Source organism: Streptococcus sp. SS-4456 (genome assembly GCF_036680365.1).
Lineage (GTDB): Bacteria > Bacillota > Bacilli > Lactobacillales > Streptococcaceae > Streptococcus.
Map to the genome: position 1 here is coordinate 1 of NZ_JAVIHI010000007.1, position 26,428 is coordinate 26,428.

A 26,428-nucleotide genomic window follows, 5' to 3' on the forward strand; every position below is an offset into this window, starting at 1 on the left:
AAGAAATGGAAGCTCAAAGCCTTGTCAGCCACCAGCATAGCTGGTGGTTTTCTTGTTTTTCTCTACGAGAAAAACTGGCTCGAAGCCATAATAAAAATACCTACAATCTTCGTTTACATACTTAATTGTAGGTATTTAAATTCTAAAATCTATTGGTTAAAACAATTCTTTATAAAAAGCGATGGTTTCTTCCAAGGTTGGCATGAATGGGTTACCCGGTGCGCAGGCATCAATCAAGGCATTCTTAGATAGGTATTCAAAGTCAAACTCTTCTTCCTTGATGTCCAACTCTGTCAATTTCTTAGGAATACCAACTTTAGCAGACAATTCTTCAATTTGTGCAATGGCGTAGTCTGCACATTCCTCATCAGATTTACCTGCAATATCAAGTCCTAGTGCTTTAGCAACATCACGGAAGGCTGCAGGCACACGTTTTGCATTCTCACGTTCGATGATTGGCAAAATCATAGCACAGCAAACACCATGCGGCAGGTCATAAACAGCACCCAACTGGTGAGCCATTGAATGAACATAGCCTAAGCCAGCATTATTGAAACTCATACCTCCAAGGAAAATAGCATGAACCATAGCTTCCCGAGCTTCGATATCCTGTCCATTCTCAACTGCACGAGGTAAGTACTCTTTGATAAGCTCAATCGCTCCCATAGAGAGTTTCTTAGTCACACCATAAGCACCCGGTGTTACCAAAGCTTCAATAGCATGAGTTAGAGCATCCATACCTGTCGCTGCTGTCAGAGCCGCTGGTTTAGAGAGCATAAGTTCAGGGTCATTGACTGACATGACAGCCAAGCTATTTTTGTCTACCATAACCATTTTTACCTTACGATCTTCATCGGTAATAACATAGTTGATAGTAATTTCTGCTGAAGTACCTGCTGTTGTATTGATGGCCACAACAGGCAAGCCAAGTTTTTCAGACTTATGCAAACCTTCATAGTCTTGTGGCTTACCGCCATTAGTTGCCATGATAGAAATACAGCTTGCCGCATCTTGAGGGGATCCGCCACCAACTGAGATGATGAAATCACAGTCATTTTCTTGAAGAGTAGCTAATCCATCATAAACATTTTTACAGGTTGGGTTTGGATCAACCTGACTGAATACTACATAGTTTACTCCTGCTTCATCCAGAGGCTTGGTTACCTTAGGAAGAATATCGCTAGTGCGGATAAATTCATCCGTCACAAGCAGAGCCTTCTTGTAGCCCAAATCCTTAACGTAACCACCGATTTCATTGACACAACCGCGACCAATCAAGTTGACCGCTGGGACGTAAAATGTTGCCATAGACAACCTCCTGTAAGATTTATAGTAGTTAATGACATTGTTTTTTCTTTATGTTATTATACTATAAAACTCGGATATATTCAACTATTATGTGACGTTTTTAACAAAATAAAATGATATATAAAACTCCTAATCTTGCTTGCAATCACATCAAATTTCATTCTGATTTACTCAGCTGGCAATTTGAAATATCCCTGTCCAGTTTGTAAAGGCTTCCTTACGCATTTTTTCAATTTCTACTCGGAAAGCTTGGGCAAGACTGGCACGATTGAAGGATGGAGCTATTTTGTGTCTATCTGTCATCACTTTTTGAACTAGGATTTCTACCTCTTCTCCATCCCTAATTCCTATATTCCAAAGTTCTTGTAGAACACTTGTATGAAACTGTTTTTCGTATTCTTTCATGGCCTCAATGGTCCAGTAATATTCACTACTTTCATCTTTTAACCATTTCCAAACAACATCAGCTTGCTTAGTCTTTGGCATCTCTATTTCACATGCCTGACACAGCAATAACTGGTTGGACAAGCTTTCTACATGAAACCATTTCCCTGAAACAATCGGAACATTTTTCACTCCACAAGTGCTGTGGCAGCGCCTGCAAAAAGGGCTTAATGTTTCAGTATTCTTTAAAATACCTAAGTCCAGCAATTGGTCCGACCAATATTCTACAACCGACAAGAGGTTTGTCGTTTTCTTATTCCAAATAAACATGTTCATATCTACCTTTCTACATTCTTTCAAGCATCTGTGCTTGGATTAAACTAGCCTGAATCATGGCCAGTTCTACAAGACAGACAAGATTGGTTAGGTCTGCATTTTCAAACATTCGGTGAGAGATAAATAACTTTGGTTGTAATCTCGTGAGCGGTTTTGCCCAGGCTTGAACACAGACATCAAACTGTTTGACCGACTGAAAATAAACTTGACTAACCAACATATAGGCTCGGCTATTTAACAAATAAGCATAATCCTGCATTAAATCACGACAAAATGAGGCTAGCCATACTGCTGCATACTTTTCTTCATCCTCTAGATAATGATTTAATAGCTGAAAAGTTAGCAGACTACCTCTGCTCATTTCAGGACTAACCGCTTGAAACTTGCTTTCGTTGCTCATCAAGGGATGCAAATGGAAATGTTCTGCATAGACTTCCCATTCTCTGTAAATATCTGTCCAAGTAATCTCAAGATTATTTTTCATTTCTACACACTCCAACTAGGATTTGATACCATCATAACACCATTTTTTATTTTTGTCAAACATGTTAAACAATATTTGTCAAAAAAATATTCTTGTGGTATAATGTGTTAAACAAAGCGAGGTACTGGCATGATTCTAGGTGATATCTTAAAAGAATTTCGAACTAAAAACAAACTATCTATGGATAGGTTTGCAGAACTATCTGGTTTAACCAAGGGATATATTTCTATGTTAGAAAAAAATCAGCATCCTAAAACAAAAAAAGCCCTCCTTCCAACCATGGAAACATTGGAGAAGGTTGCAAAAGGCATGAACATAGCTGTTTCTGATTTGGTTCAGAAACTTGATGAAGACCAAGCTATAGCCCTAACGCTTACCCCTGCCCAATTTGGACAATTTAAGCAATCTATTTCTCAGCAAGCACAGGTTTTAGATCAGACACTAGAGGGTGAATTTCATGACAGGTGGATTGCTTTCGGGCAAGAACAAGTAGCAGCAATGCAAATCTCTAATTCTAAATCAGCAACTGTACTTCATCTAGATGACTACCGTGAACGAACGGAATTGGCTGTTCCTGGCAAGGTTTCAGCTGGTACTGGCTACTGGCAGGATAGTGACTTTGACAACCTAGTATCCTTTTATAGCGAAGATATCCCTAAAAATCATCAATATGATACAATCGCTCAGGTTGTCGGAGATTCCATGGCACCTAGTATTCAGGATGGGGACTACCTCTTTATTCGTCTGACACCAGACATTCCTCTGAACTCAATTGGGATTTTCTCAGTTAATGGGGAAAATTTTGTTAAAAAATACAAGGGTTCTTACTTACAATCCCTCAACCCTGACTATGAGGATATTGATTTAAACCAGGAAGATGACATCCGTCCAATCGGTAGAGTAATTGATGTCTATAGTCAATCCTAACATATAGGAAAGCCAAACATAACAATAGCGAAAAGGAGGCCTTTCAGCCTCCCTTTTGTCTTTTAAATTGGAAAAGTCCATTACCAAAGTTGCACGACAAATAGTTAATGATTAAGTAATTATTCTGCTACCCTTATGTCTTTGATTGTCCTCTTATTTTGTTGTCTAAGTGTGGAGATTGCTTATTATGATGAAAATCACTAGAGGTTTTCTGATTTTCTTGGTTGCTAGCCAAGGATCTATCTTGACCATACAGTATTTACGACACGAATAAGGATTAGCCTACTTTTGATTGAACTGGGTAGCAAGGCTAAGTGTGAGTGAATGCTAAGCATTTTGCCAACAGATGCCTTCAGGCACCAAAGTAGGGATAATGGACTTTTCCCCTATTAGCAACCCTGCCTTACGGAGCAAAGCCACTAGTAGTATGTGCTATTCAATGAACGCAAATTTTCTCCTTTCACTGGGATTGATGGCGTTCCACATCATACTTCATTTCTTTTCAAATGTATTATAACACTTTTAGAAAACGCTATCAAACAATTATGTGCTAGAATGTTAATATTTTTTATCCACAGCCCTCACATAGACCTCCCACATCTTCTGCTGGGGTTTGGCAAAGGGATAGATAGGAAAGTCTTCTACGGAAACCCATTTTAATTCTTTGGTTCCTAGTAGTTTGGTTGTTTCGGCAACTCCTTCAATCAATTCTATCTGCCATTTGCGGTGACTGAAAATATGCTGAACGGTGTCAAATTCTTGCTTCTGCCAATCAACAGCCATACCATAACATTCTGTAAAGCTCTGCCGCATATCCGGCTGAACAACTTCTTCTGCTACTTCAAATAGTGAAACTTGTTTGTCAACGACTGCCCCTTTTTCCAAAAGCAGAAAGGACCAAAAACCTGATAAGAGCCCGGCTTCATTATTTTTTTCCAATAAAAATTGATTATCTTTATTGCGGATAATAAAGCCTTGATAGGCAACTGGAACTGGCTTTTTCTTTGGTGCTTTGATAGGGTACTTGTCCATGGTTCCATTTAAATAAGCTGCGCTAAAGTCTTTGACTGGACTGTCCTGGGGACGTGGGTTGACTGGTGATTCTATATCAGAGCCCAAATCCATCAGGGCTTGGTTGAAATCTCCAGGTCTATCTGGATCAATCAAAATTTCCATCAGGGCTTGAAAAATCTTGCGATTGGTTGGCAAGCCAATATCGTAATCCACTTCAAATAGGCGACTGAGAACACGCATAACATTGCCATCTACTGCTGGCTCTGGCAAATTAAAGGCTATACTTGAAATGGCTCCAGCAGTATAAGGGCCAATGCCTTTTAAACTAGAAATTTCAGCATGCGTGGTCGGAAATTGCCCTGCAAAGTCTTCCACCATTTGTTGAGCTGCCTGTTGCATATTACGAACGCGAGAATAATAACCCAAACCTTCCCATAGTTTGAGTATGACCTCCTCTGGAGCTTTAGCCAAATCAGCAATAGTCGGTAAGTGATGAAGAAAACGTTCATAGTAAGGAATAACAGTATCCACCCTTGTCTGTTGGAGCATGATTTCTGATACCCAAATTGCATAAGGATCCTTGGTTCTTCTCCAAGGTAAATCTCGTTTATTGGTATCATACCAGTCCAAAAGTGCCTTACGAAAAGCCTGAACCTTTTCTTCAGGCCACATAACTATTCCATATTCTTTCAAATCTAACATAAATCTAGTATAACACAAAGAAAGGGAGTGGGAAAGAACTCGACCTTTCATAGAAGAGTTCGTCTTCCCACCCCCGCACAGTTGATTAGGTCAGATTTGGAGTGTGAAACACGAACAAATCTGCCAATCAACCACTGCGCTGAGATGTTGACACTAACTTTGAGAAGCGGTGCTGGGCTTTTGCCCAGCCTCACTAATTTTTTCAATCTTTCCAGTCACAAACATGGTAAAACTTGCTGAGGCGATTGATTTTCCGTCTTGATTTTCTATCTTAACTTCGACGACCTTTGTTCGACTTCCATCGTGTGTACAATGTCCAATTACCGATAAATTATCTCCAGGTTTAGCCGCTTTCATATAATGGATATTGGATTGCAGAGTTACTGCATAAGAACCTTGGACCACAATCGTTAATCCTGCAACAGAATCGGCAAGCGTAAAGAGATAGCCTCCATGTGCCATTCCATATGGATTTAAAGAACTCTCTGATACTGTAGTTGTTAGCATAACTCGTTGATCATCAAGCATCTCGACATTAAAGTCATCCAATACTGTAATAGAGTTTAATTTCAGTTTATCTAACATTCTAATCCTCCCCTAATTGCTGGCTATTTTGCATTTGGTAATAGATACCTTGTTTAGCCATTAAATCATCATGATTTCCTTGTTCAACAATTTTTCCATCCACCATGACCAAAATCAAGTCAGCTGACTGGATAGTTGATAATCGGTGGGCAATGATGAAGCTGGTCCGCCCTTCCATCAACTTGCCAAAGGCTTCTTGTACCAAGAGTTCTGTCCGTGTATCGATGGAGGAGGTTGCCTCATCTAATATCAAGATTTTAGGGATTTTAACAAAAACACGCGCAATGGACAAGAGCTGACGTTGACCTTGGGATAAGGATTCGCCTCCATCTGTCAAAACTGTATCATAGCCCTGCGGAAGTTGTCGAATAAAGAAGTCTGCATTGGCTGCCTTGGCAGCTTCAATGACCAATTCCCTTGTGGCATTAGGATAGCCATAGGCGATATTCTCATGAATGGTCCCAGATTTTATCCAAGTCTCCTGCAAAACCATACCAATTTGCCTGCGAAGGTCCTCACGGCTATACTGGCTAATTGGAACACCATCTAAAACAATTTGTCCTTCTGTCACATCATAGAAACGCATAAGAAGGTTAATCATGGTTGATTTTCCTGCTCCTGTTGGTCCAACAATAGCAATTTTCTGGCCGGATTTGACATCAATATTCAGGTCTTCAATCAAAGACTGGTCATCTCTATAAGAAAAAGATACATTTTCAAAGGAGATGGCTCCCTTTAACTTCTCTGAATCAATTTTCCGCTCTGCCTGATCGTCAATACTAGCTTGACCCAAGATAACAAACAGCCTGTCTGCACAAGCTAAAGCGCTCTGCAATTCCGAAAGGACCGAAGAAATATCATTAAAGGGCTTGCTGTACTGACTAGCATAATTGAGAAAAGTTGTCAGCGAGCCAACTGTAAAATTGCCAGCCATAATCCTCATGGCGCCCAGACCAGCTAGCAAGGCATAGATGAGAGCATTGACAAAGCGGGTACTTGGATTGACCGTTGAAGAGGCGAAAATCGCTTTTTGAGAATAGGTCGCATACTGGTCATTGACTGCTTGAAAATGCGCTGTAAATTGCTCCTGAGCATTGAAAGACTGAACCAAGGTCAAGTGGCTGATGGATTCCTCTAACAATTGAGATTGCTGTCCACGAGCTTGAGTCTGTTGCCTATAATAGCCATAGGACTTCTTGGCAATATAACGTGCAACAAGTAGAGAAAGCGGGGTCAAGGCTACGACGACCAACATCATGGTCATATCTAGCCTAGCCATTGTAAAAATAGTTAGGAATATGGTTAACATACCAATGAAAAATTGGTTAAAAATCATTAAAAGCCCGTTGGTCAACTGCTCACTATCACTTGAAAAACGAGCAACCAAGTCACCAACTGACTGACGGTCTAAATAAGATAAGGGCAGCTGATGCAACTTTATATAGACCTGCTCACGCAAATCTGCAACCATACCATAGACCAAACGATTGGTTTCAAGGGGGAGATAACATTGCACCAAGGTATTGAGTAGGATAACAAGAGCCATTTTACCTAGTAAGTCAAGCAAAATCTGGCTGTCTGCTAGCAAAACCGCATCAACCGCTTGACCAATCAAAATTGGTAGATACACAGTTAGTAAGACATGTGCCAAGGTTCCCACGAGCATCATAGTCACTCTAAGAGGCTGTTTGAAAACCAATCGAACCAGTTGTTTAAAACTAGATTGCTTCATGGCTGTCCTCCTCCCTATGTTGAGATTGGTCGATTTCTTGGTAAATAGCAGAGCTTCTCAGCAAATCTTCATGTCGACCAAGTCCAACTTGGTGACCTTGATCCAAAACCAAAATCTGATCAGCCATACGCAAGCTATTGGTTCTTTGTGACACCATAATTAAGGTCTGTTCAGGAAATTCTTGACGAATTGCTGCCAATAAGCGACTTTCCGTTAAATAATCCAGAGCGGATGTTGCATCGTCCAAAATCAATATTGGAGCCATCTGTAAAATAGCACGCGCAATGGTCAAGCGTTGTCTTTGTCCGCCAGAAAAATTCTTCCCAAAGGCTTCTATAGAACTATCTAAACCACCTTTCTCCTCAACGAAAGATCTTGCCTGAGCAATTTCCAGGGCTGCCCACAAGTCGCTATCCGCCACAGCGTCTAAGCCCAATGAAAGATTGGAACGAACGGTTCCAGCAAAAAGTTGGGCTACTTGAGGAACGATAGCAATTTGTTGTCGCCATTCTTTTAGGTTCTTAGGACTTTTCCCATCGATAGAGTGAGAAAGCTGTTGGGGCGGCAAAGAATAAAGTGCTTGTAACAAATCCACCAATGTCGATTTACCAGACCCCGTACCACCGATTATTCCCATAAACTGTCCCTTAGGCAGTTCAAAGGTTATATCCAATAGAGCCTGCTCAGCAGATTTAGGATAAGTGAAAGAAAGATTGTTGACTGAAAAAACCAGCTCCTTATCATTAAATTGTACTTCTGGCAAATCCGCTTCCACATCCTCAGATTCTTGTTCAAAAACCTCTTGGATACGCTGGGCTGAAATATAGGTCTGATTAAGGGTAGAAACAACCATAATCATCTTGACCAATTCTACTAAAATTTGAAGAAGGTAGTTGATGAGGGCAACCAACATCCCCTGTTCAAGTAAGTTTTGTGAAATTGCAAGATTGCCTTGCCAGATAAGAATGAGTAGGGTACCATTTACTACTAAAAATGTTAATGGAGACAAGAGACTAGACCAGAAACCAGCCTGCAACTGTTGTTTCTTGTAAATCTGATTAACCCCTTGGAAAGCACTGATTTCACGTGCTCTTTGCCCAAAGGCACGAATTACTCGCCATCCAGTAACCGTTTCTCGTACCTGCCCTACCAGACTATCTACATCCTTGCGAATGGATTGATACATGCGGCTAGTAATAATGGAAATTCCTGTCACTATGATAAGTAAGAGGATAATCATTCCTAGAAAATAGACAGACAAACTAGGACTAATGTAGAAGGCCATCATCAGCGAACCAAATACAACAATCGGCGCCCGTAAAAATAATCGTAAAAATGTATTGATTCCTGTCTGAATTTGCATGGTATCACTGGTCAGTCTGGTCAATAGACTTGAAGACGAAAGAATATCCCGACTAGATTTCGGAAGCGAAAGAACCTTCTGGTACAAGTCATTGGTCAAAGCTTTTGTCACTCCAACCGCCGCCTTAGCTGAGAAATACTGGGCAGTAAGTGAAACGAAAATACCGACACAAGCTAGACCAACCAATAATAAAAGCATGGCAACCAGGTCCCCCTGATTGCCATTTGGAATGATTGTATCAACAATGAAAGCGATAATTAAAGGGACTAGGAGCTCAAAACTAGCTTCTAATAGTTTAAAAACGGGACCTAGGATCGCTTCCTTCTGATAGGGTTTAAAATATCTAAAAAATCTTTTCATCCGTTTATTCAGCAGCAATTGCTTGTGCAGCTGTGATGATACCAAGCTTGTAAACATCTTCTGAACTGCATCCACGTGAAAGATCGTTCACAGGCTTATTCAAACCTTGCAAGACCGGACCTACCGCTTCGTAACCACCAAGACGTTCTACAACCTTGTAAGTGATATTTCCTGCTTCAATAGCTGGGAAGACAAAGACATTGGCTTGACCTGCTACTGGACTTCCAGGTGCTTTCAAACGTGCTGTATCAGGAACCAAGGCAGCATCCATCTGCAGTTCTCCATCAATCAATAGGTCTGGGCGAAGTTCTTGAGCCAAGCGAGTCGCTTCTACAACCTTATCAACACGTGGACCTGAACCTGAACCTTTTGTTGAGTATGAAATCATAGCTACTTTTGGATCGATACCAAATGTTTTTGCAGTCTCTGCTGATTGGATGGCAATCTCTGCCAAGGTTTCTGCATCTGGTTCAATGTTGATTGCACAGTCACCAAAGACAAACTTGTGCTGGTCTTTAACCATCAAGAAGACACCCGAAGTACGCTTAACACCTGGTTTTGTCTTAATAATTTGAAGGGCAGGACGTACAGTATCTGCTGTTGAGTGGATTGCACCTGAAACCATACCTTCTGCTAATCCCATTTGTACCAACATCACACCAAAGTAGTTGACATCACGCAAAATTTCATCGGCCTGCGCCTCATCAACCTTGCCTTTACGAAGAGTAACAAATTCATGCTTCATGGCATCGAAGTTTGCGTAATTGTTAGGATCAATAACTGTGATCCCAGGGTTTGAGAAACCAAAGTCTGTCAACAAAGTATGAACATCTTCTGGCACACCAAGGATGATAGGCTCTACCAAACCTTCAAATTTCAAACGAGCTGCTGCACGCACGACGCGCTCATCTGTACCTTCTGGGAAAACGATACGTAGTTTTTTACCTACGATTTTTTGCTTCATTTCACCAAATAAATTCCGAATTTCCATTAAAATTCTCCTTTTAAATATTATTTATTAGTTAACAATGTAATAACAGCCTGAAAGTCGTCTGGAAGTGGAGCTTCCAAGTCAATCCTTTGGGCTGAGAAGGGATTGTCAAAAGCCAAATTGTGACAATGCAAAGCCTGACGTTGAATACCACATTCTAAACTGCCACCATACATATCATCTCCCAATAAAGGAAAACCAATATGTGAAAAATGGACACGAATCTGATGTGTTCGACCAGTGTGCAACTGAATGTCTACCAAATGAATATCTCCCCATGATTGCACAAGTCGATAGGAAGTATGGGCATATTTTCCCGTCTTGGTCACACAACGTGTGATAATACTATTTTCTGGACGACCAATTGGGGCAATGATATCTCCCTCTGCTTCCAAAACACCCTCTCCCTTAACCAGAGCATAATAGCGTTTGTGAATCAGCTTGGCCTGCAACTGCTTGTCCAGTCGAGCATGGGCATAGCCATGCTTGGCAAAGAGCATGACACCAGAAGTATCCCTGTCTAGGCGCGTGACAATATGAACCTGTTTGTTTTCATAAGCCTGATCGACCAGATAGCCCTTGACAAAATTGGCAATGGTAGAAGAATGGAGTGCTGAGGGTATCGAAGCATATCCAACTGGCTTATTGATAGCAAGAAAGTGATCATCTTCATAGATAATATCCAGCGGAAAGGAAATCGGTTTCAAACTTCCAGTCAAATCCTCCTCAGCTGGTATGTCAATTGTAACCCTATCTCCAATATCAAGCAAGTAAGTTGCATTGCGTTCCATATCATTGACCCAAATATTGCCACCTGTGTACTTGATTTTTGCCAACAAGCCCTTTGAAACACCATGCTTCTTCAGAAAGGTTTTAATCTTGGTATGCTGGTCAGCTATAAATTCAAACCGCATTACTCCACCTCTCCAATGAAGGCATCTTTGACCCGATTCCAAAAACTGGTGTGACTTGGCGTAGCAAGAAAATGAATTTTATGCTGGTCAATCTGGTACTCTATCTTTTCGATATTATCATAAACATAGGTCTTGTTATCAACGGCAATAGAATAGCGGTCACTATGTTTGGGCTCAATGACTATCTTGTCTTTTTTTGGAACCACTATAGAAGAACCCAAGGTCCGATAAACGCGGTTATTTAGACTGGCTACTTCTGCAATCTGCAGGGCCTCAATGGTCGGATGCAAGACAGCTCCACCTAAGGATTTATTGTAGGCCGTCGAACCTGTTGGAGTAGATACCGAGATGCCATCTCCCCTAAAGCGTTCAAACGGTACATTGTTGATAATGACGTCTGCCACCATGGTTTTGGATAAACGCTTGATAGTCGCCTCATTCAGAGCACGCGCCTCCACAACCCGACCATCCAGTAGTTTGACCTTGACATTCAAAATGGGATAGGACACCCTTGCACCTGTATCTAATTTAAGGTTTTCAATCAGTTTATCTACTTCAAAGTCACGGTAATCCGTATAAAATCCTAGATGGCCTGTATGAATACCGACAAAACGCACACGGTCAATCAACTTTTCATACTTATGAAAGGCCGACAGGAGCATACCATCACCACCGATTGAAATCACAATATCAGGATTTTTAGGTGTCAGTATGAAATTTGCTTCTTTCAATTTTGTCCAAAGTTCTTTGGAAACTGCCTCACTCTTTGGATTTCGGCTAGCGAGCAGAGCGATTTTTTTTCTACCTGTATTCTTCATCTGTATCATCACTATTTCCGACACCGTCATTCAGCTTCCTATGTGCAGGATCGAATAAGGCCTGGGCCTCCTGAATGTCGTTACGGATTTTTCGCATCTCCTCATCTAATTCATAGGCAATCTTTGCTGTCACTTCCAAGCGTTTCTTGATTTCTTCAGGAAAATTTCCTTTGTACTTATAATTTAGGGAATGCTCAATGGTCGCCCAGAAGTTCATAGAAAGAGTACGGATTTGGATTTCTGCCAATACCGTTTCATTGCCATTTATGGTGTCCACGGGGTATGAAATAACTACATGATAGGACCGGTAGCCAGAAGCCTTTCGGTAGTTAATATAATCCCTTTCGTGAACAATCTGCATATCTTTGCGCTTGCGTAAAATCGCCAAGACTTCCTCAATATCGTCCACAAATTGAACCATAATTCGAAGCCCAGCAATATCCTGCATATCTTGAGCCAGATTTTCTAACTTAATCTGTCGTAGGGCCATCTTTTCCTTAATGGATTCAATAGGCTTTACCCGACCAGTCACGAACTCTATAGGAGAGTGGCGATTGGCTTTCCGGTACTGCTTGCGAATACCACGCAGTTTGATTTTCAACTCACCTACTGTCTGGATATAGGGGTCTAAAAATTCTTCCCAGTTAAAGTCCATACTGCCCCTTTCTTGTCAAAATTTTTAAATTGTATTAGAATAACACAAAGACTATTCTATTATAACACATTGAAAGGGTTTACTGCATGAAAAACCACCTTGAAATTGAGTATAAAACCTTATTAACCAAATCCGAGTACCTACGCCTTCTCTCTGATTTTTCAGACGTAAGCCCTGTTCTTCAAACCAACCACTATATTGACACTCCTGATTTAGATATGAAGAACCACCGTTTTTCACTCCGTATTCGGACTTTTAAGGAAATAGCAGAGCTGACCCTAAAAATTCCCCAGGAAATTGGCAATCAAGAGTACAATCAAGTTCTAGACATCCAGACTGCTCATCAGTTAATCGAAAACTTCCAACTGCCCGCAGGACACATTGCCGACATCATCTCAGCCACAGATGTTCCGATTGACAAACTGGCTGTCTGGGGGAGCCTGACTACCAAACGTCATGAAAAAGAAACCTCCATCGGACTGATGGCCCTAGATGAAAATGAATACGCTGGACAAGTGGACTATGAACTGGAAGTTGAAGTGACGGATGCCCATGAAGGAAAAATTCTCTTTGAAGACTTTCTCAAGAAGAACTCCATCCAATTTAAATATGCCAGCAGTAAGGTTGCACGAACTGCTAGCCATCGAAAATCAGTCCAATAAGGCTGATTTTTTTACTTGAATACTGAAAAAATTTCTTTTTTTTGATAGAATAGAACCATCTATTGTAAAATTTTCTTTTATGTTTCTCATAAAAGCTTAGTGTGTAAAAGGAGTTACTTGAAAATGGGTCAACCACTCGGTGAAAATAACATTAAAATCTTCTCACTCAATAGCAATCGTGCCATCGCTGAAAAAATTGCCGCATCAGCTGGTCTTCCACTAGGAAAATTATCATCACGCCAGTTTTCAGACGGTGAAATCCAAATCAACATTGAAGAATCTGTCCGCGGTGTAGATGTTTATATCATCCAATCTACTAGCTACCCAGTCAACAACCACTTGTGGGAATTGCTGATTATGATTGATGCCTGCAAACGTGCAAGTGCCAATACGATTACTGCAGTTATGCCTTATTTTGGCTATGCTCGTCAGGACCGTACCGCATCTCCACGCGAACCAATTACTGCTAAACTTGTTGCCAATATGTTGGTCAAAGCAGGTGTTGACCGTGTCCTAACTCTCGATTTACACGCTTCTCAAATCCAAGGTTTCTTTGATATCCCCGTTGATAACCTTCTTACAGAGCCATTATTCGCTTCTTACTATATGGAAAAAGGGCTCTGTGGTGAAGACGTCGTCATCGTTAGTCCAAAAAATTCGGGTATCAAACGTGCGCGGAATATCGCAGAATTTTTGAATGCTCCTATTGCTATTATCGATTACGCTCAAGATGATTCTGAGCGTGCAGAAGGTTACATCATCGGAGATGTTGCTGGTAAAAAAGCTATCTTAGTTGACGATATCCTAAATACTGGTCGGACCTTCTCACAAGCCTCAAAAATCGTTCAAGAGGGCGGAGCTACTGAAATTTACGCTGTTGCCAGCCATGGTCTGTTCGCGGGTAGTGCGGCGGAACTTCTGGACGCTTCTCCAATCAAAGAAATCCTTGTAACCGATTCAGTCGCAAGTAAGGAACAAGAGCCTAAAAATATCGCCTTTATTACTGCTAGTGACTTGATTGCTGATGCCATCCATCGTATTCAAAAACACCAACCACTCAGCCCACTCTTTAAGTTTACAAATCCAGAAAAAGAGAACTAGGAGTACCTTATTTGATTTATTTAGATAATGCAGCCACCACTGCCCTATCTCCCACTGCTCTCCGACGGATGTTGGAAGTAGCGCAAGAAACCTATGGCAACCCTTCCAGTATTCACCAGGCTGGAAGAAAAGCCAACCAAATTTTACGCCAAGCCAGACAAGATATCGCCCAAGTTCTCGATCTCCCAGCAGATCACATCATTTTTACAGCTGGAGGGTCTGAGGCTGATAATTTGGCTATTCAGGGCTATGCCCTTGCCAATCAAGCCAAAGGCAAACACCTGATTACTACTGCTATCGAGCACCATGCAGTTCTTCATACTATGCAATACCTTGAGGAACGCTTTGGGTTTGAAGTAACCTATATTCAGCCGATCAATCAGGTCATCACTGCCCAGCAAATCCAAGAAGCCCTACGCCCAGATACCATCTTGGTCAGTACCATGTTTGCCAACAATGAAACTGGCCAACTGCTTCCCATTAAAGAAATTGGTCAACTATTGGCCGACCATCAGGCAGTCTTCCATGTAGATGCTGTGCAGGCAATCGGAAAAATGGATGTGAAGCCCACTGACTATGGGATTGATTTTCTAGCTGCATCTGCCCATAAATTTCACGGACCAAAGGGAGTTGGTTTTCTATATAGTCGCTTGCAAGGATTTGACGCACTTATTCATGGAGGTAAGCAAGAGCGACAACACCGAGCAGGCACAGAGAACCTACCAGGAATAGCTGCCATGGCACTTGCCCTCAAGGAACAAATCCAGTTACTTGAGCAACATACAGCCCATATTGAAAGTTTGAAAGAACACCTCATTTCCGGACTAGATGGGGCTTCATTTTATATCAATCAAGCTGGTTCCCATCTCCCTCATGTCATCAACATAGGTTTCCCAGACAAGCTCAATGAGCAAGTTCTGATGAGATTAGACCTGGCTGGAATTGCAGTTTCAAGTGGGTCAGCTTGTACTGCTGGCGTTGTTCAGAACAGTCATGTACTGGAAGCCATGTACGGAAAAGAATCTCATCGATTGAAAGAGTCCATCCGTATCAGCCTATCTGAAACAAATACCCTAGAAGAGATAGATATTCTTCTTACAGAATTAAAAAAAATTATTGGAGGATAAAATGGCCTTTCAACAATCAGTTAGCCTAAAAGATTGCGCATTTACCTATCACATTAGCCCTAACATCAAAAAATACACCCTAAAAGATACCACTTTTGAACAAACAAAAGCAGGTCACTACCAACTCACGCGCCTCTTGGAAGAAGTTCCTAACTCAAATCAGGGTTTTCTTTTAAAGATTATTGTCAATAAAGAGTTGAATGGTTTTAAAATCAACATCACAGACAAATCTGGCTTGCACTTGGTCAATATCTTTAAAGAAAATGGAAACAAGGTCATCCAGGAAAAATTCTACTTCTTGATGGATAGCTTAGTGGACCGTGACCTATTTACAAAGGAAGGTTAAGCATGATTATTGTTCACTATCAAGATGCTTACAAAATAGATAGAAAACAAGAGTTTGACAATCTGGATGCAGCCAAACTGGCCTTCTCAGGTTGCCTCACTCTTCCTGATTACTATCCTGTAACCAAACTAATACGAGATGGTCACCAGTTAGATTATAAAGGAACCATTGGTGACCTCTACCGCTACTTTCAAACACTAGACTAGGCAACATTTTATGCTTAGTCTTTTTCAATCCAATCTGTTGATTTTTTCACAATCTTGGACTAGAATAGAAGAAAGAATTGAAAATGAATGAAAAATTGGTAGGCCTATACTCAAGTAAAATAAGCATTAGACCAGTCAGCTAGTATAGTATTGTCGTCAACCATATTTAAGGAGGTCATTGTGAAAAACGAAAAAAAAGCAGATATCCCGCGCGCAACTGCCAAGCGCCTTTCTCTCTACTATCGTATCTTTAAACGCTTTTATGCCGGCAATATTGAAAAAGCTAGCTCCAAGGAAATTGCAGAAGCCATCGGTATCGACTCCGCAACCGTGCGCCGTGACTTCTCCTACTTCGGTGAACTAGGTCGCCGTGGCTTTGGCTACAATGTAAAAGAATTGATGGATTTCTTTGCGGAAATTCTGAACGATAATTCCATCACCAATGTTATGCTTGTCGGTGTTGGAAATATGGGGCGTGCCCTACTCCACTACCGCTTCCATGAGCGTAATAAAATGAAAATTGTCATGGCCTTTGAAGCGGATGACAATCCAGCGGTTGGAACCGTTGATGAAAATATTCCCATCCATGCTATTTCTGAAATCAAAGAACGTATTTTGGAAGCAGATGCCCAAACAGCGATTCTGACCGTACCAAGTATCAAGGCTCAAGAGGTAACCGATATATTAGTCGAAGCTGGTGTCAAAGGCATTCTCAGTTTCTCTCCGGTCAATTTATCGGTTCCCAAAGATGTAGTCGTTCAGTATGTTGACCTGACCAGCGAGTTGCAAACCCTTCTCTATTTTATGCGCAAGGGTGAATAATGAACAGAGGAACCGAATTCCCGGCTCCTCTCTTTTTATCCTCTAAAATAGCTCACTTTCTTCCCTAAAAGAATAATAGTCCTTATTTCCTACAATCAAATGATCCAACAAGACCAGTCCTAGTGTTTCGCAGGACTTTTTTAAATTCTCGGTAAATAATAAATCGTTCCTACTTGGCTCAACGGATCCCGACGGATGATTATGAACAATGACAATGGATGTTGCCATGCATTTTACCGCATAATGCAGGATTTCTCTTGGCTCAGCAATACTCCGGTTGACACTTCCTATAAAAATAGTCTTTTGACTGATAATCTGATTTTGCGTATTGAGATAGAGGGCAACTAGATGTTCTTGCTTTTTATCTCCAAGTTCTTGGATCATCTTTCGGCCCAATTTCTCACTTCCTAAAATACGTTCATTCAATAAAAGCTCCGACTGGTTAATCCGTTTTCCTAGCTCAATCATGGCCTTGATTTCAATCGCTTTGACACGACCGATGCCTGTCAAGCTCTGCAATTCTTCAATAGACAGCTCTCTAAGGGCAGCCAAACTTTCCAAGCGATTGAGTAGATTATTGGACAGGATAGAAACAGGCTCATTTTTGGTTCCTGTTCGGATAAAAATAGCCAATAATTCCTGATTACTCAATTTTTCTGCCCCAACTTCTAGTAATCTTTCTCGTGGCAAAAGTGCCTCTTCCTTAAAATCAATTTGGTACATAAAATCCTCCTCACCTAATTATTCGCAATCTAGCAAAAGAATTAAAAAGGACTGAGAAAATTCTCAGTCCTAAACCTTACTGACCATAATCATATTGGTTATATGATTTGTTAAATGAATCAAGTATATCTTGTGAGGTTTCAGTATAAGGCGTTGTTGATTCTAGCACACCTTTTACGATAATCCGTGCAGTCGCATCATAGTCTGTACAAGTTACCAAGGTTACTTCTGTACGTCCTTCTACATCATCAATAACATAGACACTCTCAGGTGTAACTGTCTGCACACTGTCAATCACATAAGTATAAACATTGGTCTTGTCAGTAATATAGATTTTCATACCATTCTGGGCCCTATCCAATGGAGAGAAGAGAACATCTGCGGCACCGGCTACACCAAAAATGTGGTGACTAGCCAAAGCATAATTCCCTTTCCCCATTTCCTGGGTTTCCTTCATGGTTCCAGCACCGTACATTAAAGATGTGTTCCCCACACCTTTGAAAATAGGTAAATTGATTCCAAGTTCTGGGATTGAAATACCACCAATTACTGGTAAACGTTGGGCTTCCCACTGGGCAGCCAATATAGCTTCTGTAGAAATGGCCTGCACCTGTTCAAAATCAAAAGTTGTTTCTGCCTCTTTGTTTTTTTCAATGTCTTCAGCAGTGACTTTAGAAATCTGATATTTATTGGTATTCCATCCAATTATAAAATTACGGATAGAAGTGTTAAAGATGAGAGCTAGAGAAATCAAAACCAGCAATAAAGCTAGAAGATTACGCCAAATCCCACTTTTTCCTTTTTTACTTTTAGCACGTTTTGACATAGAATTCTACTCCTGCTCTTCTTCATTCTTGACATCTGCAGCATCCACTAATGCAAATGTCATAATTTTTGCCTCATCGTTTAGACGCATGACCTTGACACCCATGGTTGAACGACCAGTTTGGGAAATATTGGCAACACTGGTTCGGATGATAACACCGGTATCTGTAATCACCATAATATCCTCATCGCCCGATACAGTAGTCAATCCCGCTAAAGAACCATTTTTCTCTGCAACTTTAAGGGTCTTAATCCCCTTACCACCACGGCCTTTGGTAGGATATTCGCTGGCTGGTGTTCGCTTACCAAAACCTTTTTCTGTCAAGACAAGGACTTCCTGGTCATCTGAAATCATGGTCGCACCAACCAACTGATCTCCCTCACGTAAATTGATACCACGAACACCAGTTGCAGTACGCCCCATATTTCGAACATCTGTTTCTGTAAAGCGAACAGAATAACCAAATTTAGTACCCATGATAATATCCGCCTGACCATTTGTCAAGAAGACGTTAATCAATTCATCATCTTCTTTCAGGTTCAAGGCCTTAAGACCACTTTGACGGATATTGGCAAATTCTGAAACACTAGTCCGTTTGACAACACCTTGACGGGTTGCGAAGAAAAGATAGCTGTCTGCTTCTTGGTCCTTGGTCACGTTGATGATAGTCTGGATTGCTTCATTTTCTTCCAACTTGAGCAAGTTGACAACTGGCAAACCTTTAGCCGTACGACCATACTCAGGGATTTCATACCCCTTCAAACGATAAACACGACCTTTATTGGTAAAGAACAAGAGGCGGTCATGTGTGCTGGTCGAAACCAACTCACGCACAAAATCATCGTCCTTGACACCTGTTCCTTGAACACCACGTCCACCACGTTTCTGAGCCTGGAATTCATCCTGAGCCAGACGTTTTATGTATCCTTGATTTGACAGGGTAATCAAGACATCTGTTTCCTCAATCAAGTCCTCATCTTCAAGAGAAAGAACTTCTCCGACCATCAATTCTGTACGACGTGGGTCAGCGTACTTGCGCTTAACCTCATCCAATTCTTCTTTGATAATCGTGACAACACGCTCTGGTTTGGCCAAAATATCAGCCAAATCAGCAATCAAGGCAATCAGCTCATCATATTCAGACTGAATTTTGTCACGTTCCAAGCCTGTCAATCGACGGAGGCGCATATCAAGAATAGCCTGGCTCTGACGTTCAGAAAGCTCAAATTTCTCCATCAACTCAGCCTGGGCAATAGCGTCCGTTTCTGAATTACGGATAATGCGAATGACCTCATCAATGTGGTCAAGGGCAATCAGCAAGCCTTCCAAGATATGAGCACGCGCTTCTGCTTTTTCTTTATCGAATTGCGTACGACGAGTGACTACTTCCTTCTGGTGTTCAATATAGGATTCTAAAATCTGACGGACAGAAAGAATTTTCGGTACCCCGTTTTGGATGGCCAACATGTTGAAACTAAAGTTGGTCTGCAACTGGGTTTGCTTGAATAAATTATTCAAAATAACGTTGGCAGAAGCATCACGGCGAACTTCGATAACAAAACGTACACCCTCGCGGTTGGATTCATCCCGAACAGCTGTAATCCCATCGATGCGCTTTTCTTGCACCAATTTGACAATATGTTCTTGAACCTTGGATTTATTGACCATATATGGAAACTCGGTTACGACAATCCGCTCACGGCCATTGCCATATTCTTCAATCTCCGTACGAGAACGTAGGGTAATAGAGCCTTTCCCAGTCTCATAGGCCCGGTGAATACCAGATTTCCCCATGACCAAGGCACCAGTTGGAAAGTCAGGACCAGGCAAGACTTCCATGATTTCACGAGTTGTTACCTCTGGATTATCCATGACCAGCTTGACAGCTTCGATCGTCTCACCCAAGTTATGGGGCGGAATATTGGTCGCCATACCTACAGCGATACCTGTTGTACCGTTTACTAGCAGGTTAGGGAAGCGAGCCGGTAGAACTTCTGGCTCACGCTCACTAGCATCATAGTTGTCCGCAAAGTTTACAGTATTCTTGTTAATATCACGGAGCATTTCCAGAGCAATCTTACTCATGCGTGCCTCTGTATAACGTTGGGCGGCCGCACCATCACCGTCCATAGAACCAAAGTTTCCGTGACCATCTACCAACATGTGGCGATACGACCACCACTGCGCCATACGGACCATGGCCTCATAAATAGCACTATCACCGTGTGGGTGGTATTTACCCATAACATCCCCTGTAATACGGGCTGATTTCTTATGTGGTTTATCTGGTGTAATCCCTAACTCATTCATTCCGTACAAAATACGGCGATGAACAGGCTTGAGACCATCACGCACATCTGGCAAAGCACGTGAAACGATAACACTCATCGCATAGTCGATGAAGGATGATTTCATCTCATTTGTCAGGTTTACCGTTACTAAGTTTTTATCTTGCATCTTATGCCTCTTTCAACAGTCATTGTGCCTCTATTATACCATATTTTACGATAAAACTCTTTATTGGAAACTATCATGTAAACATTTTCAAAGTCCCTTTCACAAGTGACAAAAGGCATAAAAAGTGCTAGAATGGTAGATGGTTGGGATGATATCATCCCCAAATAAAACTAAGGAGATGTTTAGAATGACTGCAACTAAACAACACAAAAAAGTTATCCTTGTCGGTGATGGTGCCGTAGGTTCAGCTTATGCTTATGCCCTTGTTAACCAAGGTATCGGTCAAGAATTGGGTATCATCGATATCAACAAAGACCGTACACAAGGTGACGCAGAAGATTTGAGCCACGCATTGGCCTTCACTTCACCTAAAAAAATCTACTCTGCTGAGTATTCAGATGCTCACGATGCAGACCTAGTTGTTTTGACAGCTGGTTTGCCACAAAAACCAGGTGAAACTCGTCTTGAATTGGTAGAGAAAAACCTTCGTATCAACCAACAAATCGTTACTGAAATTGTTAAATCTGGTTTCAACGGTATCTTCCTTGTTGCTGCTAACCCAGTTGATGTCTTGACTTACTCAACTTGGAAATTCTCTGGTTTCCCTAAAGAACGCGTTATCGGTTCTGGTACTTCTCTTGACTCAGCTCGCTTCCGTCAAGCCTTGGCTGACAAAATCGGCATCGACGCTCGTTCAGTTCACGCCTACATCATGGGTGAGCACGGTGACTCTGAATTTGCAGTTTGGTCACACGCAAACGTTGCTGGTGTGAAATTGTATGATTGGTTGCAAGACAATCGCGACATCGATGAGCAAGGTCTTGTTGACTTGTTTGTATCCGTTCGTGACGCTGCTTACTCTATCATCAACAAAAAAGGTGCTACTTACTACGGTATCGGTGTTGCTCTTGCTCGTATCACAAAAGCAATCTTTGACGATGAAAATGCAGTTCTTCCATTGTCAGTTTACCAAGCTGGTCAATATAAGGGTGTTGAAGATGTCTTCATCGGTCAACCAGCTATCATCGGCGCACACGGTATCGTTCGTCCAGTAAACATCCCATTGAACGATTCAGAATTGCAAAAAATGCAAGCTTCTGCTAAGCAATTAAAAGACATCATCGATGATGCCTTCGCTAACCCAGAGATTGCTGCTGGTGTTAAAAACTAAGTAGACTAAAAAGGTGAACCATTGGTCCACCTTTTTTCTATTTTCGTATATCATACCGTAACATGGCAATGCCATCAGCGACTGTTGATTCTACCAAGGCCAGCTTTTGTTCCTCTGGAAGAGTATTAAATAGGGAAATTCCTTCTCCCAAAATTGTGGGAATGATACCGATAATGATATGGTCAATAACTTTTTCTTCTAAGCATGCCTGTACAAGTCCAGCACCTCCGAATAGCCAGATATCACCACCTTCTTCTGCCCGCAATTGCTCGATTTCTGCAACAATGTCCTTTACAAATCGTACATTGTTATAGTTAGCATATTCAGAACGACTGGCAATAATAAACTGCTTTTCCTGATATCCCTCAATCATCTCCAGAGGGCAATCTTCCAATGATTTTCGCCCCATGATGACCGTATCACAGCTACTGAAAAATGCGGGATTATCGAATTGCAAGGTCGTGTCATATTTATCTGTACCATGCCCCTCTATCCAATCATAACTCCCGTCTGTTCGAGCGATATAACCGTCTAAACTCATTGCAATATTCAAAACTAGGCGTCTAGCCATAACTTTCCTCCTCACATATTCTCGAGTAACCAAGTATAACATAAAAATCTATATTAGGCAGAAGATGGATTTTAATTTCGAGCAAAAAGTGTCATCTATGCTGCCAGACTAGTTTGCCTTCTGATTTTCAAGCTCATGATAAAAAGGTCCACTGGACCTTTTTATTACTTAGATTTAATATAGTTAACACCATCAGCTTTTGGTGCGACTGCTTTTCCGAAGAAGGCAGAAAGGGCAACGACTGTGATAAGGTAAGGTGCGATTTGTAGATATACTGTCGGAATATCTTTCAAACCTGGAAGCTGACTTCCAACCACTGCCAAACTTTGAGATAATCCAAAGAAAAGACTAGCCAACATGGCACCAATTGGATTCCACTTACCAAAGATTACTGCGGCCAAGGCGATGAAACCTGAACCAACGATGGTTGTTGCAGAGAAGTTGATGTTTACGGATTGGGCACTTACTGCACCACCAACACCACCAAGGAAGCCTGCAATCAATACCCCTGCATATCGCATAGCGTATACGTTGATACCAAGCGTGTCAGCTGCTTGTGGGTGTTCACCTACTGAACGAAGACGTAGACCAAACTTAGTCTTATAGAGTATGAACCATGCCAGGAATGCTGTTGCAATTGCAACATAGCCCATCAAACTCGTATTCTTAAAGAAAATATCTCCAATAACCGGAATATCAGCCAATACTGGGAATGAAAACTTACCAAATGACTGAGTGATGCTGTCAGTTTGTCCCTTGTTATAGATAACTTTGACAAGGAAGACACCCAAGGCTGGAGCTAGAAGGTTCAACACTGTACCAGATACGACGTGGTCTGCACGGAAGTTAATGGTAGCCATGGCATGAACTGCTGCAAATAGAACTCCTGCTAAACCACCAACTAGGATTGCTAACAAAGGAGTTGATTTACCAAAGGTTTCAGCAAATTCAATGTTGAAGACAACGCCGGCAAAGGCACCGATAACCATAATCCCCTCCAAACCCACGTTTACGATACCGCCACGTTCAGAGAAGACACCACCAAGACTTGTAAAAATCAGGGGTGCTGAGTAGATTAACATCTGCGAAATGAGTAAGGCAAGAATGGAAATATTCATCTTATTTCGCTCCTTTCGCTTTATTTTTTGCTTTAAGCAATTGCTCAAAGATAAATTTCACACCGATAAAGAAGATGATAGACGCTGTAACAACGTTAATCAATTCAGGTGGAATTTGGGCACGAACCATACCTGGTGCCCCAACAGAGAGAACACCAAATAGGAAGGCTGCCAATGGGATACCGAGCGGTGAGTTTGAAGCCAAGAGGGCAACAGACATACCGTTGAAACCAATATCCAAATTACCACTTTGAATGTAGACATTTTGGAAGGTACCAAGACCCTGGATAGCACCAGCAAGACCCGCAAGGGCACCTGAGATAACCATTGAAAGAATAATAGTACGTTTAGCTGACATACCTGCGTAGTCGGATGCCGTTGGATTCAAACCAACTGAACGGATTTCAAAACCGAGAGTTGTTTTAGTTAACAAGAACCAGATGACCAAGACAGCTATAATTGCAAAGAAGATACCCAAGTTCATCCGTGAATTGTCTGTCAAAGCGCGGAGCCATTCTGTCTGGTAGGAAGCATTGGCTGAAACGTTGATCGTCGAATCCTTATTCTTCATCAAATCATCAGCAAATATTTCACGAATGATATAGTTACATGAGTAAAGCAAGATGTAGTTCATCATGATTGTGACGATAACTTCACTGGTACCAAGATAGGCACGCAAGATACCTGGAATAGAACCAGCTATACCACCAGCAATCATGGCAATAACTACTGTCGCTAAAATAAGAACTGGACGAGGCAAATCTGGATTTGACAAGGCAAACCAGCCTGCGAATACCCAGCCCACATAGGCTTGCCCAGGCAAACCGACGTTGAAGAAACCAGCACGGCTAGCCACTGCAAAACCTAAAGCGGTAAAAATCAGTGGTGCCATAGCACGGAAAATTTCACCGATTGATTTTACATTACCAAAAGCTGAATAGAATAGTTCTTCGTAGCCCCAAATTGGGTCATAACCGAAGACAAGCATGATAATGGCACCTAACAACAGACCAGAAAATACTGCCAAAAATGGAAGGGCCACATTGTGATATTTCTTAGGCATGACTTTCTCCCTTCTCTAATTTTCCACCTGCCATCAAGACACCCAACTCCTGCTTGTTTGTCGTCGCAGGATCTACGATACCATGAATAGTACCGTCATGGATAACAGCAATGCGGTCTGAAACATCCAAAATTTCATCCAATTCAAAACTGACAACAAGAACTGCCTTGCCCTTGTCACGCTCTGCAATCAAACGTTTACGAATGTACTCGATAGCACCAACGTCCAAACCACGAGTTGGTTGGCTAACGATGAGAAGATCTGGGTTACGGTCAATTTCACGGGCGATAATGGCTTTCTGCTGGTTACCACCTGACAAGGCCTTAGAAGGAACTAACTCACTGGCACCACGCACATCGAACTCTTGCATTAGCTGACGTGCCTTTTCATTGATAATATTGTAATTCAGAATACCATTCTTAGAGTTTGGCTCTTTATAGTATGTCTGCAAAGCAATATTTTCTGCAACAGACATTTGCAATACCAAGCCATCACGGTGACGATCTTCAGGAACGTGGCTGACTTGCATCTCAGTGATTTTACGAGGTGTTTTACCAACAACTTCCTCACCCTTGATGGTAATGGAACCTGATTTAACCTTACGCAAACCTGTAATGGCTTGGATAAGCTCACTCTGTCCATTTCCATCGATACCAGCAATACCAACTACTTCTCCAGCTCGAACATCAAGATTAAGACCTTTAACTGCCGGAATGCCACGGTTTTCGTTTACTACCAAATCCTTGATAGATAGGATAACTTCCTTAGGATTTGATGCGATTTTTTCTGTTTTGAAAGATACAGAACGTCCAACCATCCACTCAGCCAAGTCTTCATTGGTTGCACCCGCGACATCAACTGTTTCAATGGATTTACCACGACGAATAACAGTAACACGATCCGCAACAGCACGAATTTCATCCAATTTGTGGGTAATCAGAATGATAGACTTGCCTTCTTCAATCAATTTCTTCATGATTTTGAGAAGCTCGGCAATTTCCGCAGGAGTCAATACAGCGGTTGGCTCGTCAAAAATCAAGAGGTCTGCACCACGATAGAGGGTCTTCAAAATCTCTACGCGCTGTTGAGCTCCGACAGAAATATCTGCGACTTTAGCTGTCGGATCAACTTCAAGTCCGTAACGCTCGGACAATTCTTTGATTTCAGCAATGGCCTTTTTGAGGTCAATCATACCTGCCTTTGTTGTTTCTGAACCAAGAATGATATTTTCAGCAACTGTGAAAGCATCAACCAGCATAAAGTGCTGGTGCACCATACCAATACCTAAATGGGCAGCTTTAGAAGGTGAGTCAATTGATACAACCTCACCGTTAATTGCAATTTCTCCGCTGGTAGGCTCCAAAAGACCTGCCAACATATTCATAAGAGTTGATTTACCAGCGCCATTTTCACCGAGAAGGGCGTGGATTTCACCTCGTCTGACATGTAAATTGATGTGGTCATTCGCGACAAATTCACCGAAAATCTTGGTGATATTGCGCATTTCAATGACATTATCCCTAGTCATAATCTTCTTCCTTTCTGACTATCATTTTTGTCAGTAAAACCTACTAGATAGTAATAGGCTTTACTGAGAAAAATTCTCAGCTCCGAAAAGGGCGACCGATTTCAGCCGCCGCTTCGGAAAATTCTAATTCAAAA

26 protein-coding genes are annotated in these 26,428 nt (G+C 41.6%); 8 read left to right on the forward strand and 18 right to left on the reverse strand.

Annotated features, from left to right (window positions below):
• Window positions 1-156 precede the first annotated feature (156 nt).
• The 3 genes from RFK25_RS03145 to RFK25_RS03155 form a co-directional block, all read right to left on the reverse strand.
• Window positions 157-1,308 carry an iron-containing alcohol dehydrogenase gene (locus RFK25_RS03145; RefSeq protein ID WP_332411440.1) on the reverse strand — a complete coding sequence of 384 codons (1,152 nt, stop codon included), beginning with the start codon at window positions 1,306-1,308 and terminating at the stop codon, window positions 157-159.
• A 171-nt stretch (window positions 1,309-1,479) separates the two neighbouring features.
• Complete coding sequence (locus tag RFK25_RS03150; RefSeq protein WP_332411442.1) at window positions 1,480-1,989, reverse strand: hypothetical protein; 510 nt, start codon at window positions 1,987-1,989, stop codon at window positions 1,480-1,482.
• 49 nt (window positions 1,990-2,038) lie between these two features.
• Window positions 2,039-2,512: a hypothetical protein gene (locus RFK25_RS03155; protein WP_332411444.1), complete on the reverse strand. Its 474-nt coding sequence runs from the start codon at window positions 2,510-2,512 to the stop codon at window positions 2,039-2,041.
• 129 nt (window positions 2,513-2,641) lie between these two features.
• Between RFK25_RS03155 and RFK25_RS03160 the strand changes: the two genes are divergently transcribed.
• Window positions 2,642-3,439: a helix-turn-helix domain-containing protein gene (locus tag RFK25_RS03160; RefSeq protein WP_443035548.1), complete on the forward strand. Its 798-nt coding sequence runs from the start codon at window positions 2,642-2,644 to the stop codon at window positions 3,437-3,439.
• A 558-nt stretch (window positions 3,440-3,997) separates the two neighbouring features.
• On the opposite strand, the gene mutY is transcribed toward RFK25_RS03160, so the two are convergent.
• The 8 genes from mutY to RFK25_RS03200 all read right to left on the reverse strand — a co-directional run bounded on the left by mutY (window position 3,998) and on the right by RFK25_RS03200 (window position 12,573).
• The gene (gene mutY / locus RFK25_RS03165; protein ID WP_332411448.1) at window positions 3,998-5,155 is read right to left on the reverse strand and encodes an A/G-specific adenine glycosylase; all 1,158 of its coding nucleotides are present in this window, start codon (window positions 5,153-5,155) and stop codon (window positions 3,998-4,000) included.
• A 153-nt stretch (window positions 5,156-5,308) separates the two neighbouring features.
• A complete protein-coding gene (locus RFK25_RS03170; RefSeq protein WP_332411449.1) occupies window positions 5,309-5,740 on the reverse strand; it encodes a PaaI family thioesterase in 432 nt (143 codons plus the stop codon).
• A 1-nt stretch (window position 5,741) separates the two neighbouring features.
• Window positions 5,742-7,472, reverse strand: coding sequence for an ABC transporter ATP-binding protein (locus RFK25_RS03175; RefSeq protein ID WP_332411451.1), 1,731 nt, complete (start codon window positions 7,470-7,472; stop codon window positions 5,742-5,744).
• Window positions 7,459-9,195, reverse strand: a complete 1,737-nt coding sequence (locus RFK25_RS03180; protein ID WP_332411452.1) for an ABC transporter ATP-binding protein — start codon at window positions 9,193-9,195, stop codon at window positions 7,459-7,461. Before RFK25_RS03180 ends, RFK25_RS03175 begins: the two co-directional genes overlap by 14 nt.
• Window positions 9,196-9,199: 4 nt before the next feature.
• Window positions 9,200-10,186 carry a phosphate acetyltransferase gene (gene pta, locus RFK25_RS03185; RefSeq protein WP_332411454.1) on the reverse strand — a complete coding sequence of 329 codons (987 nt, stop codon included), beginning with the start codon at window positions 10,184-10,186 and terminating at the stop codon, window positions 9,200-9,202.
• A 20-nt stretch (window positions 10,187-10,206) separates the two neighbouring features.
• A complete protein-coding gene (locus tag RFK25_RS03190; RefSeq protein ID WP_332411455.1) occupies window positions 10,207-11,100 on the reverse strand; it encodes an RluA family pseudouridine synthase in 894 nt (297 codons plus the stop codon).
• Entirely contained in the window at window positions 11,100-11,918 is an 819-nt protein-coding gene (locus tag RFK25_RS03195) for an NAD kinase (RefSeq protein ID WP_105124854.1), read from the reverse strand. Before RFK25_RS03195 ends, RFK25_RS03190 begins: the two co-directional genes overlap by 1 nt.
• Entirely contained in the window at window positions 11,902-12,573 is a 672-nt protein-coding gene (locus RFK25_RS03200; RefSeq protein ID WP_105114800.1) for a GTP pyrophosphokinase, read from the reverse strand. Before RFK25_RS03200 ends, RFK25_RS03195 begins: the two co-directional genes overlap by 17 nt.
• 86 nt (window positions 12,574-12,659) lie before the next feature.
• Here RFK25_RS03200 and RFK25_RS03205 point away from each other — a divergent pair, with 86 nt between their 5' ends.
• The 6 genes from RFK25_RS03205 (at window position 12,660) to RFK25_RS03230 (ending at window position 16,837) form a co-directional block, all read left to right on the forward strand.
• Window positions 12,660-13,235 carry a CYTH domain-containing protein gene (locus RFK25_RS03205; RefSeq protein ID WP_332411456.1) on the forward strand — a complete coding sequence of 192 codons (576 nt, stop codon included), beginning with the start codon at window positions 12,660-12,662 and terminating at the stop codon, window positions 13,233-13,235.
• Window positions 13,236-13,358: 123 nt separating this feature from the next.
• Window positions 13,359-14,336, forward strand: coding sequence for a ribose-phosphate diphosphokinase (locus RFK25_RS03210; protein WP_332411458.1), 978 nt, complete (start codon window positions 13,359-13,361; stop codon window positions 14,334-14,336).
• 11 nt (window positions 14,337-14,347) lie between these two features.
• Window positions 14,348-15,463: a cysteine desulfurase family protein gene (locus RFK25_RS03215; protein WP_332411460.1), complete on the forward strand. Its 1,116-nt coding sequence runs from the start codon at window positions 14,348-14,350 to the stop codon at window positions 15,461-15,463.
• 1 nt (window position 15,464) lies between these two features.
• Window positions 15,465-15,809: a DUF1831 domain-containing protein gene (locus tag RFK25_RS03220; protein ID WP_332411462.1), complete on the forward strand. Its 345-nt coding sequence runs from the start codon at window positions 15,465-15,467 to the stop codon at window positions 15,807-15,809.
• A gap of 2 nt (window positions 15,810-15,811) precedes the next feature.
• Window positions 15,812-16,015, forward strand: coding sequence for a DUF4649 family protein (locus RFK25_RS03225; protein ID WP_332411463.1), 204 nt, complete (start codon window positions 15,812-15,814; stop codon window positions 16,013-16,015).
• 180 nt (window positions 16,016-16,195) lie between these two features.
• On the forward strand, window positions 16,196-16,837 hold the full coding sequence (locus tag RFK25_RS03230; protein ID WP_172091357.1) for a redox-sensing transcriptional repressor Rex: 642 nt from the start codon (window positions 16,196-16,198) through the stop codon (window positions 16,835-16,837).
• A 42-nt stretch (window positions 16,838-16,879) separates the two neighbouring features.
• Here the strand turns inward: RFK25_RS03230 and radC are convergent, their stop codons facing one another.
• From radC to gyrA, 3 genes are all read right to left on the reverse strand, one after another.
• A complete protein-coding gene (gene radC / locus RFK25_RS03235; RefSeq protein WP_332411466.1) occupies window positions 16,880-17,560 on the reverse strand; it encodes a RadC family protein in 681 nt (226 codons plus the stop codon).
• 76 nt (window positions 17,561-17,636) lie between these two features.
• A complete protein-coding gene (locus tag RFK25_RS03240) occupies window positions 17,637-18,386 on the reverse strand; it encodes a class A sortase (protein ID WP_105117929.1) in 750 nt (249 codons plus the stop codon).
• A gap of 6 nt (window positions 18,387-18,392) precedes the next feature.
• Entirely contained in the window at window positions 18,393-20,843 is a 2,451-nt protein-coding gene (gene gyrA, locus RFK25_RS03245; protein WP_332411467.1) for a DNA gyrase subunit A, read from the reverse strand.
• A gap of 187 nt (window positions 20,844-21,030) precedes the next feature.
• On the opposite strand from gyrA, the gene RFK25_RS03250 reads away from it, so the two are divergent.
• Window positions 21,031-22,014, forward strand: coding sequence for an L-lactate dehydrogenase (locus RFK25_RS03250; RefSeq protein WP_332411468.1), 984 nt, complete (start codon window positions 21,031-21,033; stop codon window positions 22,012-22,014).
• A gap of 37 nt (window positions 22,015-22,051) precedes the next feature.
• Here the strand turns inward: RFK25_RS03250 and RFK25_RS03255 are convergent, their stop codons facing one another.
• From RFK25_RS03255 to RFK25_RS03270, 4 genes are all read right to left on the reverse strand, one after another.
• On the reverse strand, window positions 22,052-22,585 hold the full coding sequence (locus RFK25_RS03255; RefSeq protein ID WP_332411469.1) for a dihydrofolate reductase family protein: 534 nt from the start codon (window positions 22,583-22,585) through the stop codon (window positions 22,052-22,054).
• 164 nt (window positions 22,586-22,749) lie between these two features.
• A complete protein-coding gene (locus RFK25_RS03260; RefSeq protein WP_332411470.1) occupies window positions 22,750-23,703 on the reverse strand; it encodes an ABC transporter permease in 954 nt (317 codons plus the stop codon).
• A 1-nt stretch (window position 23,704) separates the two neighbouring features.
• On the reverse strand, window positions 23,705-24,766 hold the full coding sequence (locus RFK25_RS03265; protein WP_332411471.1) for an ABC transporter permease: 1,062 nt from the start codon (window positions 24,764-24,766) through the stop codon (window positions 23,705-23,707).
• Window positions 24,759-26,294, reverse strand: coding sequence for an ABC transporter ATP-binding protein (locus RFK25_RS03270; RefSeq protein WP_332411472.1), 1,536 nt, complete (start codon window positions 26,292-26,294; stop codon window positions 24,759-24,761). The genes RFK25_RS03265 and RFK25_RS03270 overlap by 8 nt, the downstream gene beginning before the upstream one ends.
• Window positions 26,295-26,428: the final 134 nt, after the last annotated feature.

Excerpts from the sequence above, each read along its gene's own strand:
- RFK25_RS03175 (WP_332411451.1), bottom strand. The coding sequence starts at position 7,472 with ATGAAGCAATCTAGTTTTAAACAACTGGTTCGATTGGTTTTCAAACAG.
- pta (WP_332411454.1), bottom strand. The coding sequence starts at position 10,186 with ATGGAAATTCGGAATTTATTTGGTGAAATGAAGCAAAAAATCGTAGGT.
- gyrA (WP_332411467.1), bottom strand. The coding sequence starts at position 20,843 with ATGCAAGATAAAAACTTAGTAACGGTAAACCTGACAAATGAGATGAAA.
- RFK25_RS03270 (WP_332411472.1), bottom strand. The coding sequence starts at position 26,294 with ATGACTAGGGATAATGTCATTGAAATGCGCAATATCACCAAGATTTTC.
- RFK25_RS03155 (WP_332411444.1), bottom strand. The coding sequence starts at position 2,512 with ATGAAAAATAATCTTGAGATTACTTGGACAGATATTTACAGAGAATGG.
- mutY (WP_332411448.1), bottom strand. The coding sequence starts at position 5,155 with ATGTTAGATTTGAAAGAATATGGAATAGTTATGTGGCCTGAAGAAAAG.
- RFK25_RS03200 (WP_105114800.1), bottom strand. The coding sequence starts at position 12,573 with ATGGACTTTAACTGGGAAGAATTTTTAGACCCCTATATCCAGACAGTA.
- RFK25_RS03160 (WP_443035548.1), top strand. The coding sequence starts at position 2,642 with ATGATTCTAGGTGATATCTTAAAAGAATTTCGAACTAAAAACAAACTA.
- RFK25_RS03205 (WP_332411456.1), top strand. The coding sequence starts at position 12,660 with ATGAAAAACCACCTTGAAATTGAGTATAAAACCTTATTAACCAAATCC.
- RFK25_RS03260 (WP_332411470.1), bottom strand. The coding sequence starts at position 23,703 with ATGAATATTTCCATTCTTGCCTTACTCATTTCGCAGATGTTAATCTAC.
- RFK25_RS03210 (WP_332411458.1), top strand. The coding sequence starts at position 13,359 with ATGGGTCAACCACTCGGTGAAAATAACATTAAAATCTTCTCACTCAAT.
- RFK25_RS03255 (WP_332411469.1), bottom strand. The coding sequence starts at position 22,585 with ATGGCTAGACGCCTAGTTTTGAATATTGCAATGAGTTTAGACGGTTAT.
- RFK25_RS03195 (WP_105124854.1), bottom strand. The coding sequence starts at position 11,918 with ATGAAGAATACAGGTAGAAAAAAAATCGCTCTGCTCGCTAGCCGAAAT.
- RFK25_RS03145 (WP_332411440.1), bottom strand. The coding sequence starts at position 1,308 with ATGGCAACATTTTACGTCCCAGCGGTCAACTTGATTGGTCGCGGTTGT.
- RFK25_RS03190 (WP_332411455.1), bottom strand. The coding sequence starts at position 11,100 with ATGCGGTTTGAATTTATAGCTGACCAGCATACCAAGATTAAAACCTTT.
- RFK25_RS03265 (WP_332411471.1), bottom strand. The coding sequence starts at position 24,766 with ATGCCTAAGAAATATCACAATGTGGCCCTTCCATTTTTGGCAGTATTT.
- RFK25_RS03250 (WP_332411468.1), top strand. The coding sequence starts at position 21,031 with ATGACTGCAACTAAACAACACAAAAAAGTTATCCTTGTCGGTGATGGT.
- RFK25_RS03225 (WP_332411463.1), top strand. The coding sequence starts at position 15,812 with ATGATTATTGTTCACTATCAAGATGCTTACAAAATAGATAGAAAACAA.
- RFK25_RS03170 (WP_332411449.1), bottom strand. The coding sequence starts at position 5,740 with ATGTTAGATAAACTGAAATTAAACTCTATTACAGTATTGGATGACTTT.
- RFK25_RS03220 (WP_332411462.1), top strand. The coding sequence starts at position 15,465 with ATGGCCTTTCAACAATCAGTTAGCCTAAAAGATTGCGCATTTACCTAT.
- RFK25_RS03240 (WP_105117929.1), bottom strand. The coding sequence starts at position 18,386 with ATGTCAAAACGTGCTAAAAGTAAAAAAGGAAAAAGTGGGATTTGGCGT.
- RFK25_RS03180 (WP_332411452.1), bottom strand. The coding sequence starts at position 9,195 with ATGAAAAGATTTTTTAGATATTTTAAACCCTATCAGAAGGAAGCGATC.
- radC (WP_332411466.1), bottom strand. The coding sequence starts at position 17,560 with ATGTACCAAATTGATTTTAAGGAAGAGGCACTTTTGCCACGAGAAAGA.